Annotated in this window: 11 protein-coding genes; 5 read left to right on the top strand and 6 right to left on the bottom strand. The window is 60.1% G+C overall.

Translation table 11 applies throughout. From position 1 onward, the window contains the following. Positions 1 to 38: 38 nt before the first annotated feature. From pqqC to ACIOWA_RS12770, 4 genes are read left to right on the top strand one after another with little or no spacing between them, the layout of a single operon-like run. Positions 39 to 791 carry a pyrroloquinoline-quinone synthase PqqC gene (gene pqqC, locus ACIOWA_RS12785; protein ID WP_100846463.1) on the top strand — a complete coding sequence of 251 codons (753 nt, stop codon included), beginning with the start codon at positions 39 to 41 and terminating at the stop codon, positions 789 to 791. Further along, complete coding sequence (pqqD, locus tag ACIOWA_RS12780; RefSeq protein ID WP_041070005.1) at positions 788 to 1,063, top strand: pyrroloquinoline quinone biosynthesis peptide chaperone PqqD; 276 nt, start codon at positions 788 to 790, stop codon at positions 1,061 to 1,063. The genes pqqC and pqqD overlap by 4 nt, the downstream gene beginning before the upstream one ends. Positions 1,064 to 1,070: 7 nt before the next feature. Next, the gene (gene pqqE / locus ACIOWA_RS12775) at positions 1,071 to 2,207 is read left to right on the top strand and encodes a pyrroloquinoline quinone biosynthesis protein PqqE (RefSeq protein ID WP_401160105.1); all 1,137 of its coding nucleotides are present in this window, start codon (positions 1,071 to 1,073) and stop codon (positions 2,205 to 2,207) included. Further along, on the top strand, positions 2,173 to 3,981 hold the full coding sequence (locus ACIOWA_RS12770; RefSeq protein ID WP_401160097.1) for a prolyl oligopeptidase family serine peptidase: 1,809 nt from the start codon (positions 2,173 to 2,175) through the stop codon (positions 3,979 to 3,981). The genes pqqE and ACIOWA_RS12770 overlap by 35 nt, the downstream gene beginning before the upstream one ends. A 135-nt stretch (positions 3,982 to 4,116) precedes the next feature. Here the strand turns inward: ACIOWA_RS12770 and ACIOWA_RS12765 are convergent, their stop codons facing one another. Both ACIOWA_RS12765 and ACIOWA_RS12760 read right to left on the bottom strand, forming a co-directional pair. Continuing rightward, on the bottom strand, positions 4,117 to 4,275 hold the full coding sequence (locus ACIOWA_RS12765) for a YqaE/Pmp3 family membrane protein (protein WP_003228885.1): 159 nt from the start codon (positions 4,273 to 4,275) through the stop codon (positions 4,117 to 4,119). Positions 4,276 to 4,471: 196 nt separating this feature from the next. Further along, positions 4,472 to 5,740 carry an aminotransferase class III-fold pyridoxal phosphate-dependent enzyme gene (locus ACIOWA_RS12760; RefSeq protein ID WP_339495676.1) on the bottom strand — a complete coding sequence of 423 codons (1,269 nt, stop codon included), beginning with the start codon at positions 5,738 to 5,740 and terminating at the stop codon, positions 4,472 to 4,474. Positions 5,741 to 5,909: 169 nt separating this feature from the next. On the opposite strand from ACIOWA_RS12760, the gene ACIOWA_RS12755 reads away from it, so the two are divergent. Next, positions 5,910 to 6,839, top strand: a complete 930-nt coding sequence (locus tag ACIOWA_RS12755; RefSeq protein WP_401160094.1) for a LysR family transcriptional regulator — start codon at positions 5,910 to 5,912, stop codon at positions 6,837 to 6,839. Positions 6,840 to 7,065: 226 nt separating this feature from the next. On the opposite strand, the gene ACIOWA_RS12750 is transcribed toward ACIOWA_RS12755, so the two are convergent. The 4 genes from ACIOWA_RS12750 to ACIOWA_RS12735 form a co-directional block, all read right to left on the bottom strand. Beyond that, positions 7,066 to 8,844 carry an acyl-CoA dehydrogenase C-terminal domain-containing protein gene (locus ACIOWA_RS12750; RefSeq protein ID WP_339430229.1) on the bottom strand — a complete coding sequence of 593 codons (1,779 nt, stop codon included), beginning with the start codon at positions 8,842 to 8,844 and terminating at the stop codon, positions 7,066 to 7,068. Positions 8,845 to 9,056: 212 nt separating this feature from the next. Further along, positions 9,057 to 10,853 carry an acyl-CoA dehydrogenase C-terminal domain-containing protein gene (locus ACIOWA_RS12745; protein WP_401160092.1) on the bottom strand — a complete coding sequence of 599 codons (1,797 nt, stop codon included), beginning with the start codon at positions 10,851 to 10,853 and terminating at the stop codon, positions 9,057 to 9,059. A 90-nt stretch (positions 10,854 to 10,943) separates the two neighbouring features. After that, the gene (locus tag ACIOWA_RS12740; RefSeq protein ID WP_221731125.1) at positions 10,944 to 12,233 is read right to left on the bottom strand and encodes a GGDEF domain-containing protein; all 1,290 of its coding nucleotides are present in this window, start codon (positions 12,231 to 12,233) and stop codon (positions 10,944 to 10,946) included. A 222-nt stretch (positions 12,234 to 12,455) separates the two neighbouring features. After that, a partial coding sequence (locus tag ACIOWA_RS12735) for a phenylacyl-CoA dehydrogenase (RefSeq protein WP_401160090.1) occupies positions 12,456 to 13,694 on the bottom strand: 1,239 nt, incomplete at its 5' end.

Below are 13,694 nucleotides of genomic sequence, written 5' to 3'. Positions count from 1 at the left end.
CACCCAGGATCCCAACGGTTGTTCCCCGGAGAACCGCAATGACCGACCAACCGATGTCCCCCGCCGAATTCGAAGCGGCCCTGCGCGCCAAAGGCGCCTACTACCACATCCATCACCCGTATCACGTGGCGATGTACCAGGGCCGCGCCACCCGCGAACAGATTCAGGGCTGGGTTGCCAACCGCTTCTACTATCAGGTGAATATTCCGCTGAAAGACGCGGCCATCCTCGCCAACTGCCCGGATCGCGAAATCCGCCGCGAGTGGATTCAGCGCCTGCTCGACCACGACGGCGCCCCCGGTGAAGACGGTGGTATCGAAGCGTGGTTGCGCTTGGGCCAAGCCGTCGGCCTCGATCCGGATCAACTGCGCTCCCAGGAACTGGTGTTGCCCGGCGTGCGTTTCGCCGTCGACGCCTACGTCAACTTCGCCCGCCGGGCCAGTTGGCAGGAGGCCGCCAGCAGTTCACTGACCGAACTGTTCGCACCGCAGATCCACCAATCGCGCCTCGACAGTTGGCCGCAACATTACCCGTGGATCGACCCGGCCGGTTACGAATATTTCCGCACCCGCCTCGGCCAGGCGCGGCGCGATGTCGAGCATGGTCTGGCGATCACCCTTGAGCACTACAAGACCCGCGAGGGCCAGGAGCGCATGCTGGAAATTCTCCAGTTCAAACTGGACATTCTTTGGAGCATGCTCGATGCCATGAGCATGGCTTACGAACTGAACCGCCCGCCGTATCACAGCGTGACCGAGCAACGGGTCTGGCATAAAGGAATCACCTTATGAGTTTTGATCGCAGCAAGATCCCGACCTGGCGTCCCGGCTACCGTTTCCAGTACGAGCCGGCGCAGAAAGGCCATGTGCTGCTGTACCCCGAAGGCATGATCAAACTCAACGACAGCGCCGCGCTGATCGGCGGCTTGATCGACGGTGAACGCGATGTCGCGGCGATCATCGCCAAACTCGACGAGCAGTTCCCCGGCGTGCCCGAACTCGGTGACGACATCGAGCAATTCATGGAGGTTGCCCGTGCGCAGCACTGGATCGAACTTGCCTGATTCATCGGTGCAAGTACCGCCCAAGCCTGAGATCGGCCTGCCGCTGTGGCTGCTCGCCGAGCTGACCTACCGCTGCCCGCTGCAATGCCCGTACTGCTCCAATCCGCTGGATTTCGCCGAGCAGGGCAAAGAGCTGAGCACCGAGCAGTGGATCAAGGTGTTTGGCGAGGCGCGGGAAATGGGCGCGGCGCAATTGGGTTTTTCCGGTGGCGAACCGCTGGTGCGCCAGGATCTCGCCGAGCTGATCGGCGAGGCGCGCAAGCTTGGGTTCTACACCAACCTGATCACCTCGGGCATTGGGCTCACCGAGCAGAAAATCAGCGACTTCAAGAAGGCTGGCCTCGATCACATCCAGATCAGTTTTCAGGCCAGCGACGAGCAGGTGAACAATCTGCTCGCCGGCTCGAAAAAGGCTTTCGCACAGAAGCTGGAAATGGCCCGTGCGGTGAAGGCCCACGGCTATCCGATGGTGCTCAACTTTGTCACCCATCGGCACAACATCGACAAGATCGACCGCATCATCGAGCTGTGCATCGCGCTGGAAGCAGACTTCGTCGAGCTTGCCACCTGCCAGTTCTACGGTTGGGCGCAGCTCAATCGTGTCGGTCTGCTGCCGACCCAGGAACAACTGGTGCGCGCCGAACGTATCACCAACGAATACCGCGCCAAGCTGGAGGCCGAAGGGCATCCGTGCAAGCTGATTTTCGTCACCCCGGACTATTACGAAGAACGCCCGAAAGCCTGCATGAATGGCTGGGGCAGCATCTTTCTGACCGTCACTCCGGACGGCACTGCCCTGCCCTGTCATGGCGCGCGACAACTGCCAGTGCAATTTCCCAACGTGCGCGACCACAGCATGCAGCACATCTGGTACGACTCGTTCGGCTTCAACCGCTTTCGCGGGTACGACTGGATGCCCGAGCCGTGCCGCTCCTGCGACGAGAAGGAAAAGGACTTCGGCGGCTGTCGCTGCCAGGCGTTCATGCTCACGGGTGACGCGAGCAATGCCGACCCTGTGTGCAGCAAATCCGAACATCACGGTGTGATCCTCAAGGCCCGCGAAGAAGCCGAGCACGCCACTCAAACCATCGAACAACTGGCCTTTCGCAATGAACGAAACTCACGCCTCATCGCCAAAAGCTGAGCCTTTCAGCGCCGCTCAAGCCGTCGCCGCCGGGATGGATTTCGCCGAACTGCAACTGGGTAGCAACGGTTTGTTCTGGAATGAATATCGTCCCGAAAACGCGGCGTGCCGGATCTGGCATTGGCGCGATGGCCTGGCGAGATGTCTGACGCCCGAAGGTTTCAGCGTGCGCAGCCGCGTGTACGAATATGGCGGTGGCGCGTTTTGCCTGACACCCGACGGGGTGGTTTTCGTCGGCGAGGCGGATCAGCAGTTATATCGACAGGCGCTGGATGGTCAGCCTGAAGCGCTGACGTCGGGTGAGTGTCGCTACGGCGATCTGCATGTTGCCCAGGGTCGGGTCTTGGCAGTGGAAGAACACCACGATCAGCATCGCTTGGTCGCGATTGATCTGGCTGACGGCACGCGTCATGTGCTGGCCGAGGGCGCGGACTTTTATGCCGCGCCGATCATCAGCCCGGATGGCCAGCGTTTGGCGTGGATCGAGTGGAGCCGGCCCCATCAGCCGTGGACTTCGACTCGGTTGATGGTGGCTGGGCGCTCGGCTGACGGGGGCTTTTCAGCACCACGTTGCCTGGCGGGTGACGGGGTTGAGGAGTCGATCCAGCAACCGCGATTCAATACCGAAAACCGCTTGTTTTGTCTGACTGATCGCGGCGGATTCTGGCAGCCGTGGGGCGAAACAGACGATGGTCTGCAAGCGTTGCCAAGCGCCGAAGCCGATCATGCACCCGCGCCTTGGCAACTGGGTGGCTGTACTTGGTTACCCGTTGGCGACTCGTATCTGGGCAGTTGGAGTGAGGGCGGCTTCGGTCGTCTGACGCTCGACGGTGAAGACTTCACCGGCGACTACAGCCGCTTGCGTCATCTGGCACTGGATCAGCAATTCATCTATTGCATCGCGGCCTCGCCGATCAGCCCTTCGGCGGTGATCGCCATTGATCGCGCATCCCACGACGTAACAGTGCTGGCCGGTGGCGTCGCACCGTTGCCCGCCGAACGCATCAGCCGTCCACAAACCCTGCGTTACCCCAGCGGTTCGGGAGAGGCTCACGGGTTCTTTTATCCGGCCATGGGCGGTGAAGTGAAACCGCCGCTGGTGGTGTTCATCCATGGCGGCCCAACCTCGGCCTGCTACCCGATGCTTGACCCGCGCATCCAGTACTGGACGCAACGTGGCTTCGCCGTCGCTGACCTCAACTATCGCGGCAGCAGCGGTTATGGCCGCGAATATCGGCAGGCGTTGCATCTGAGCTGGGGCGATGTGGATGTCGAAGATGCTTGCGCAGTGGTGGGGTATCTCGCCGCACAAGGGCTGATCGACGCTGAACGTGCGTTCATCCGTGGCGGCAGCGCGGGCGGCTACACCACGCTTTGTGCCTTGGCGTTTCATCAGGTGTTTCGTGCCGGCGCCAGCCTTTATGGGGTCAGCGATCCGGTGGCGTTGGCTAGAGCGACGCACAAGTTCGAGGGGGATTATCTGGATTGGCTGATCGGCGATCCCGAGCAAGACGCCGAACGCTACGCCGCCCGCACGCCGTTGCTGCACGCAAGCAACATCCGCGTGCCGGTGATTTTCTTCCAGGGTGAACTGGATGCTGTCGTAGTGCCGCAACAGACCCGCGACATGGCCCAGGCGCTGGAGCGCAACGGCATTACGGTCGAGGCGCATTACTACGTCGATGAGCACCATGGCTTCCGCCGCGCAGTCAATCAGGCGCATGCGTTGGAGCAGGAGTGGACGTTTTATCGGCGGGTGATGTTGGCGGACTGAGATCCACGCCCACTTTCATCCATCGAGTCGCCCCATTCGCGAGCAAGCCCGCTCCCACAGGAGATTTGTGAACAACACACATCCAGTGCGGGAGCGGGCTTGCTCGCGAAGACTATTTACCTGACGCCGCAGAACTCAACGCTTGGCGATGATGTAAACCGCATGCACGATCCCGGGAATGTAGCCGCACAACGTCAGCAGAATGTTCAACCAGAACGCCCCGCCAAACCCGACCTGCAGAAACACACCCAGCGGCGGTAACAGAATAGCGATGATGATGCGAATAAAGTCCATGGGGCAGCTCCTGAGTGGGGGCTGGCTCATTTGAGCCAAACAAGCTAATCGACCTTTGCCGTTCGTCAGGGTTCACTGCATCTGACTGCTGTTTGCCACTACTGCGTACAAAAAAACGCCCCACGCCAAAAGAATCAGGCGTAGGGCGTGCGTTATACCGCGAGACGGTTCTTGAATTCGGGTAAGACAGTTCGGATCAGACGGCAATCCCTTTGCGGCATTGCATCTGTGCGCCAAGCACGCGGGAGAAGGCTCGGGCCAGGCGCAGGAGCATTTCGTCGATGTTGGCTTTGCTGACAGTGAGCGCCGGGGTGAAGCGCAGGCAGTCGGGTTGCGCAGCGGTGAGCAGCAGGCCTTCGTGCCGTGCGGCCTGGACCACAGCTTCGGCTGAATCGTCCGACAGGGTGAGGCCCCAGAACAACCCTTGACCACGCAACTCGCCATGGCCGTAGCGATGAGCCAAACGCGCAAGACCTTCGCGCAGATGCTGGCCGTTGTCTTTGACCTGTTCAAGAAAGGCCCGGTCCTGCACGCTGTCGAGTACCACCAGACCGGCCGCTGTCATCAGCGCGTTGCCGTGATGGGTGCCGCCCAGTTCACCGGGTTCGAAACAGCAAGCCTTGCCTCGTGCCAGCAGCGCCGCCAATGGCACGCCACCACCCAGACCTTTGCCCAGTACGACGATATCGGCACGAACGCCGTAGGATTGTTCGGCAAGCAAGGTGCCGCAGCGGCCGATGCCGGTCTGCACTTCGTCGAGAATCAGCAGAATGCCCAACTCGCGGCACAGACGCTCAACACCTTTGAGGTAATGCTCGGTGGCCGCAACCACCCCGGCATCGCTCTGGATCGGCTCCAGCATGATGGCCACGGTCTGCGCATCGACCGCCGCGTGCAGGGCCGGCAAATCGTTGAACGGCACGCGGTCGAAACCCGGCAGCAACGGAGCGAAACGGTTGTGCAGGTTGCCACTGTCCGACGCTGAAATCGTCGCCAGACTACGGCCATGACAGCCCTGTTTCGCAACGATGATCCGCGAGGCGCCACCGCGATGCAGTTGGCCCCACTTGCGCGCCAGTTTGATTGCCGCTTCACAGGCTTCGCTGCCGCTGTTGAGCAAATAAGCACGATCGCTGGAGGTGCTGGCGCACAGGCGTTCGACAAGGCTGAGCATGCCGCGATTGTGCAGGTTGAAACCAGAATTGATCAGCGCCTGAGCCTGACTGGTGATGGCTTTCACCAGCGCTGAAGGACTGTGACCGAGACTGTTGGCGCCGCCCGCCTGGGAAAAGTCCAGATAAGCCCGGTCGTTGCTGTCCCACAGCCAAGAACCCTGGCCCCGGACGAACACCTGGTGTGGTCGCTCGACGCTCGGCATCAGGCGCTCGCCGGTATCGGGCGGGGCGGCCTCGAATGAGAGGTCATCAAGGCTTGGCGTCTGGCGCCGCAAACTGAACAGATTCATTGAAAAAAACCTCGCTTGGGGTTTTTTGAACTGCCTATGCAAACACTGTCGAAGCGAACGTTATTCATCGCGCTTTCTGGCCCTGTAAGCCTTGTGAATGCGGGTAGACTAGGCCCACTGACGGCTTCGAGCCATTTCGATTTCCCAGCATTTTCGATAAGTGTTACTTATGGATTTCAAACAACTGCGTTATTTCGTCGCGGTCTACGAAGAAGGCCATGTCGGCCGGGCTGCTGAGCGGCTGTCGATCTCGCAACCGGCGTTGTCGCAGCAGATCCGCCAGCTTGAGCAGAACCTCGACGTCACCCTGTTCGAACGCAGCAGCAAACGCCTGCTGCCGACGCTGGCTGCGCACACGCTGTACAACCACGCGCAGCCCTTGCTCGATGGCTTGCAACGGGCGCGCGAGGCGCTGGGTAACTTCAAGGGTCAGGCGTTGCGCACGCTGGCGATTGGTGTGCTGCAAACCGTACACACCGGCCTGGTGCCGCAACTGCTCGAACGCGTGCGCAAGGCCCAACCGCATCTCGTTGTGCAAATCTATGAGTTGACCGGGCTGGAGATCGAACGGCGCCTGCTCAATGGTTCGCTGGACATCGGCATCAGCTATCTACCACCGCGCCAACCGGGCCTCCATGGCGTGATGCTGTACGAAGATGAACTGACGCTGGTCATCCCGGCGGATCATCCATTGCGTGAATTCAAGAAAGTATCGATGCGCCAAGCGGCCGAATTGCCAATGTTGCTGCTGGGGGAAGAATTTCAGATTCGTCAGATCTGGCAGGCACAGCTGACCAGCCTCGGACGGCGCCCGCTGGTACAGGCCGAGCTGAACAATATGGTGGGGATTCTCGACAGTCTGCCGCACACCAAACTGGCGACGGTGCTGCCGGGACGTTCTCAGAAGGAGTACCACGATCAGGACCTGCTGTGGAAACCGCTGAGCGAACCTCGGGTGCCATTGAAAGTCGGGCTGGTGTGTCGCGATGTGCAACGTCAGCAGGCGTCTTTGGCGCTATTGCGCACATTGCTGGAAGAGGTGATGGCGCGTGAGGAGAGACCGCTTACAGGCGCATCGCCACTGGTCCCCTTGGCCTGAGACTTTTCTGCGGGAAAAAGAAAACCCCGCCGAAGCGGGGCTTTGCAGACTGTTTCCCTGACATCCATTTCACTCCGCCACCCTGGCAGAATCCTACGTGTCCGTGTTGTTGCTTTGCGCTTCCTGCGCGACGTCCATGAAATGTAGATTAGCTGTGGATCCAATCTACGCCTATGGGAGAACAGCATCACGTCACGTAAGCAAATGCTTACATGACGTTACATCATCAGAATTGCGCCGCCTCCAGCAGGAACAGCGACTCGCTGCCAGCCTTTACCGACGCGCTCAACGAATGAATACGCGGCAGCAGACGGGCGAAGTAGAAGCGTGCAGTGCCGAGCTTGCTGGCATAGAAATCTTCCTGCGCTTCTTTGCCCAATGCGGCTTTGGCCATCAATGCCCACATGTAGGCGTAAGCGGTGTAGCCAAACGCTTGCAAATATTCGACCGACGCCGCGCCGATTTCGTTCGGGTTGTTTTTTGCCCGATCCAGCAGCCATGCGGTCAACTCGTCAAGGGTGTCGACAGCCTCGTTCAGCGGCTTGGTGAATTCGCCCAGATCAGCACTGGCGGTTGCGGTGAAATGGCGGATCTCGTCAGCGAACAGTTTGTAGAACGCACCGCCGCTACCGACGATCTTGCGTCCGACCAGGTCCAGCGCCTGAATGCCGTTGGTGCCTTCGTAGATTTGGGTAATGCGTACGTCACGCACCAGTTGCTCCTGGCCCCATTCACGAATGTAGCCATGACCGCCGAAAATCTGCTGGCCGTGTACGGTGGTTTCCAGGCCTAGGTCGGTGAGGAATGCCTTGGCCACCGGCGTCAGCAACGCGACCAGATCTTCCGCACGCTTGCGCGTGGTCGCGTCTTCGCTGAACTTGGCGGTGTCGAGTTGCATCGCGACGTAGGTGGAGAACGCACGCCCACCTTCGTTCGAGGCTTTCATGGTCAGCAGCATGCGACGCACGTCCGGGTGGACGATGATCGGGTCAGCGACCTTGTCTTTGTTCTGCGCGCCGGTCGGCGAACGGCTCTGCAGACGGTCACGGGCGTATTCAACGGCGTTCTGATACGAGCGCTCGCCAGTCGCCAGACCTTGAATACCGACGCCCAGACGTTCGTAGTTCATCATGGTGAACATCGCGGCCAGGCCCTTGTTCGGCTCGCCGACCAGATACCCGACGGCTTCGTCGAAGTTCATCACACAGGTCGCGGACGCCTGAATGCCCATCTTGTGTTCGATCGAACCGCAATTGGCCGGGTTACGCGCGCCCAGGCTGCCATCGGCATTGACCATGAACTTCGGCACCAGGAACAGCGAAATGCCTTTCGGACCGGCCGGCGCGTCCGGCAGTTTGGCCAACACCAGGTGGATGATGTTTTCAGTGAGGTCGTGTTCGCCACCGGTGATGAAGATCTTGGTGCCGCTGACCTTGTAGGAACCATCGGCCTGCGGCTCGGCCTTGGTGCGGATGATGCCCAGGTCGGTGCCGGCATGCGGCTCGGTCAGGCACATGGAACCGGCCCAGACGCCGGCGTACATGTTTGGCAGGTACGCGGCTTTCAGCTCTTCGCTGGCATGGGCGTTGATCGACAGGCAAGCACCGGCGGTCAGCATCGGGTACAGACCGAAGGACAGGCTGGCGGAGTTGACCATTTCTTCGACCTGGGCCGACACGGCTTTGGGCATGCCCATGCCACCGTATTGAGGATCACCGCCAACACCGACCCAGCCGCCTTCAGCGTAAGTCTGATAGGCCTGTGGGAAACCGGCGGGCGTGGTGACGGCACCGTCGGCCCAGTGACAACCTTCTTCGTCAGCGGCACGGCTCAGCGGCGCAATGCTTTTGCTGGTGACCTTGCCAGCCTCTTCGAGAATCGCTTCAACCGTTTCAGCATCAACGGTCTCTGCCAGTGCCGGCAACTCAGCCCAGAGTTTGGCGACTTCGAATACTTCATTGAGGACGAAGCGCATATCGCGCAGCGGCGCTTTGTAGTCAGCCATGGCAAACCTCGCAAGATCTAAACAGGTGATTCGTGGAATGGTGCTTTCGTTGAGGCTGAGTGTACCTCAACAACTTTTGCGACACATAGGGTCAACCGGTGACTGATTTGTTATTTTTAGTCACCACAAAAAAGACCGCCACCTTCGCCAGCGACCCAGGTAAACGCGATCCCCTGGAGAAGCCGACGAAGGCGGCGATCTTTTTTTTGCGCTTAGAGCGCAAATAGCTCTGCCGGCAGTTTCATCAGACAATCGCTACCCGCCTCGACCGCCGCACGATGCGCCGCCGTGCGCGGCAATAGCCGTTTGAAATAGAACTCGCACGTTGCCAGTTTCCCCCGAAGGTAATCCGCCTCACCCTCGCCCGCGTCCAGTTGCGCCTGCGCCACCTGCGCCATGCGCAGCCATAGATAGCCGAGAATGATGTAGCCGCTGTACATCAGATAGTCCACCGAGGCGGCACCGACTTCGTCCGGGTTCTTCATCGCCGCCATGCCGACCTTCATGGTCAGGTCGCCCCACTGCTGGTTCAGTTCGTTGAGCTGAGCGACAAAACTGCCCAGTTGCGCATGCTCGGCATTCGCCGCGCAGAACTTGTGGACGATTTTAGTGAAGCCACGCAGCAGCTTGCCCTGACTGCCAAGCACCTTGCGCCCGAGCAGATCGAGCGCCTGAATGCCGTTGGTGCCCTCGTAGATCGGCGCAATCCGGCAGTCGCGAACCAACTGCTCCATGCCCCATTCACGAATGAACCCATGCCCGCCGAACACCTGCATGCCATGGTTGGTCACTTCCAGCCCGGTGTCAGTCATGAACGCTTTGCAGATCGGCGTGAGGAACGCCAACAGGTCTTCGGCGTCCTGACGCGCTTGGGCATCGCCGCTCAGGTGCGCGACATCGAGCATCTGCGCGGTGAAGTAGGTCAGTGCACGATTGCCTTCGTTGAAGGCTTTCATGGTCAACAGCATGCGCCGCACATCCGGGTGGACGATGATCGGGTCGGCCGCTTTGTCCGGGGCTTTGGCGCCGGTCAGAGAGCGCATCTGCAAGCGGTCATTGGCGTATTTGATCGCACCCTGGAAACTCGCCTCGCCCAGACACAGCCCCTGCATGCCGGTACCAAGCCGTGCGTGGTTCATCATGGTGAACATGCAGTTCAGGCCCTTGTTCGGCTCGCCGATCAGGAAGCCCTTGGCGCCGTCGAAGTTCAGCACGCAGGTGGCTGAAGCCTTGATGCCCATTTTGTGTTCGATCGAACCGCAGGACACCCCGTTGCGCTCACCGGCCTCACCCACAGCATCCGGCAAGAACTTCGGCACGATGAACAGCGAAATGCCCTTGGTGCCCGCCGGCGCGTCCGGCAGTTTGGCCAATACCAGATGGATGATGTTGTCGCTCATGTCGTGCTCGCCGGCAGAGATGAAAATCTTGCTGCCGGTGACCGCGTAACTGCCGTCAGCCTGGGGCACGGCACGGGTCTTGATGATGCCCAGATCAGTGCCGCAATGGGCCTCGGTCAGGCACATGGTGCCGGTCCATTGGCCGGCGGTGAGTTTGCTCAGGTAAGTGTCTTTCTGCTCGGCGGTGCCGTGGGCGTGGATCGCTGACATTGCGCCGTGGGTCAGCCCCGGGTACATGCCCCAGGACGTGTTGCTGGAGCCGACCATTTCACTGATCACCAGCCCCAGTGAACTTGGCAGGCCCTGGCCGCCATAAGTCGGGTCCGCCGCCAGACCGTGCCAGCCGCCCTCAACATATTGTGCGAAGGCCTGCTTGAAGCCTGTAGGCGTTGTCACCACACCGTTGTCGAAATGGCAGCCCTCTTCGTCACCGCTGCGGTTGAGCGGTGCCAGAACGTTCTCACAGAACTTCGCGCCCTCTTCAAGGATCGCGTTGATCATGTCCGGGCTGGCGTCATGCGCGCCGAGGGCGGCGTAGTTGGCGTGGAAGTCGAAGACGTGGTCGATCAGAAAGCGCATGTCGCGCAGGGGAGCTTTGTACTCGGGCATGGTGGCTTCTCCGTCAGCAGATTTCTTCAACCTACTGCCGGCCACCCTACCCCACAATCATTGTCCAGACGCTGAATGCGCCGTCATCACTCAACCGGCGGCACTGTCCATGCGCACCGCGCCACGGCGGTTCTGTCCGAACGCCACCACGCAGTTACGCCCCGCGCCCTTGGCGCTGTAGAGCGCCTCGTCCGCGGACTTGAGCACTTGTTCGGGGTTGCGCTGCTCGACGCGTTCAGCGACGCCAATACTGACCGTGACCGAGACACTGGACGCACCGGACCCGGCGCGACGCTGACGACCTTGCTGATCGTCCTGCGGGCGGTTTTCCTGATTGCGCAGTTGAATGTTGTAAGAGGCTATCGACTCGCGGATGACTTCCAGGTGCGGCATGCATTCCTCAAGGGTTTTGCCTGCAAACACCAGGGCGAATTCCTCACCACCGTAGCGATAGGCCCTACCGCCACCGCTGATTTTGGAGAGTTTACTGGCGACCAGTCGCAGCACCTGATCGCCGACGTCGTGGCCGTGGGTGTCGTTGAATTTCTTGAAGTGGTCGACGTCGCTCATCGCCAGCACGTAATTACGGCCAAGGCGTTGCATGCGCTCGTTGAGCGCGCGCCGGCCCGGCAGCCCGGTCAGTTCATCGCGAAAGGCCATTTGATAAGCCTCGTGCGCCACCGCCGCCGCAATCATCAACATCACCTGACTGCACATGATGTTCAGGGTGAATGGCAGGATGAAGGTTTTCGGCAGCATCCAGAACACCCCGAGCAACCCGACCAGTTGCGCCGCGTGCAGCGGACGCGGGTTGCGCCAGTACTGCCAGGCCAGCAACACAAAGGCCGAGATGAACACCGGATACGACAACTGGATCAGGCTCATCCACGCGCCGTGCAGCGCCGGCCAGCGGATTTCCGAAAGCCACATCAGCAGCGCTTGTGGGTAACTTTGCTCAAGCCCCAGCGCCACGCTGCCGAAGGCCAATAACACGGCAAACCGCGCGACCATGTCCTGAAACAAATGCGTACGCTCTTGCCAGGCAGCGAACACACCGAACAACAACGGCAGCAGCAGGCAGACCAGATGGAACACCACGGCAGCGTCTTCGCGCACCTTGCCGTTGTCGCGGTAATAATCGGTCTGGGTGTCGAGCAAAAAGTAGGCGATGTACACCGTGAGCATCAGAAACAGTTCGCGCTGACGTCGGTAAACCGCGCAGTAGGCACCGCCCAGCAGCAGCACCAGAGTCGGCAAAACGTTGAACAGCGACGTGAAGAACACGTTGAGGTCTTTGACGTACGCAGCCGCCAACCCCGCGAGCAACAACAGCAGTGAAGGTAGGAAATGGCTGAGACGTACAGCGGAAGAACGCGGCAAAGGGTAGAACTCCGACCCGGCAAAAGATGGCATTGTGCCTGCATTTTGAGCAGTTGAGCACATGCGGTGTGACGCGCGTCACATCGAAGCCTCTTTAACGGCAGGAAATCGTCTTTTCTTAGCGTTTTAGTGGGGAATTTTCATCGCTTAAACAATTTTTCATCAGGCAAGAAAAAGCCGCTGCCCCGAAAGGAGCAGCGGCTGTGCAGACCGCGTTAAGGCTTAGTAGCCCAGCGCGAAATCTTCTTCTTTCATGTCCATCAGGTTGTTGGCGCCCGACAGCATGGTAGCCACGTGGGTACGGGTACGCGGCAGGATGCGCTGGAAGTAGAAGCGCGCGGTTTGCAGCTTGGCGGTGTAGAACGCTGCGTCGCCAGTGCCTTCTGCCAGCTTCTGGGCTGCCAGACGTGCCATGTCAGCCCAGAAGTAGGCCAGGCAGGCATAACCGGAGTACATCAGGTAGTCCACGGAAGCCGCGCCCACTTCTTCGCGATCTTTCATGGCGGCCATACCGACCTTCATGGTCAGTTCGCCCCACTCTTTGTTCAGTGCAGCCAGCGGTTCGACGAATTCCTTAACGGCTTCGTTGCCTTCGTTGGTCTGGCAGAACTTGTGGACGATCTTGGTGAAGCTTTTCAGGGCTTCGCCTTGAGTCATCAGCACTTTGCGGCCCAGCAGGTCGAGTGCCTGGATACCGGTGGTGCCTTCGTACAGCATCGAAATGCGGCTGTCGCGAACGTTCTGCTCCATGCCCCACTCGGCGATGAAGCCGTGGCCACCGTAGATCTGCACACCGTGGTTGGCCGATTCAAAACCGACTTCGGTCATGAACGCTTTGGCGATGGGCGTCATGAACGCCAGCAGTGCGTCGGCTTTCTTCTTCTCTTCTTCGTCCACGCCGTATTTGACGATGTCGACCTGTTTGGCGGTGAAGTACACCATCGCGCGGTTGCCTTCAGCGAAGGCCTTCATGGTCAACAGCATGCGGCGAACGTCAGGGTGCACGATGATCGGGTCAGCCGCTTTATCCGGCGCTTTCGGGCCGGTCAGGGAGCGCATTTGCAGACGATCGCGAGCGTATTTCAGGCCACCCTGGAAACCGATTTCGGCGTGGGCCAGACCTTGCAGCGCGGTACCCAGGCGAGCGGTGTTCATAAAGGTGAACATGCAGTTCAGGCCTTTGTTTGCCGGGCCGATCAGGAAACCGGTGGCGCCGTCGAAGTTCATCACGCAGGTGGCGTTACCGTGGATGCCCATCTTGTGTTCCAGCGAACCGCAGTTCACTGCGTTACGCGCACCAAGGGTGCCGTCAGCGTTCGGCATGAACTTTGGAACGATGAACAGGGAAATGCCTTTGGTGCCGGCCGGTGCATCCGGCAGGCGGGCCAGTACGATGTGGACGATGTTGTCGGCCATGTCGTGTGGGGGGGGGCCGGCGGGGGGTGGTGTTTGGGGGGGGTC

It is taken from the genome of Pseudomonas sp. NPDC087614, from assembly GCF_044743485.1.
Classification (GTDB): domain Bacteria; phylum Pseudomonadota; class Gammaproteobacteria; order Pseudomonadales; family Pseudomonadaceae; genus Aquipseudomonas; species Aquipseudomonas baetica_A.
This window is presented reverse-complemented; position numbering and strand designations above follow the sequence as displayed.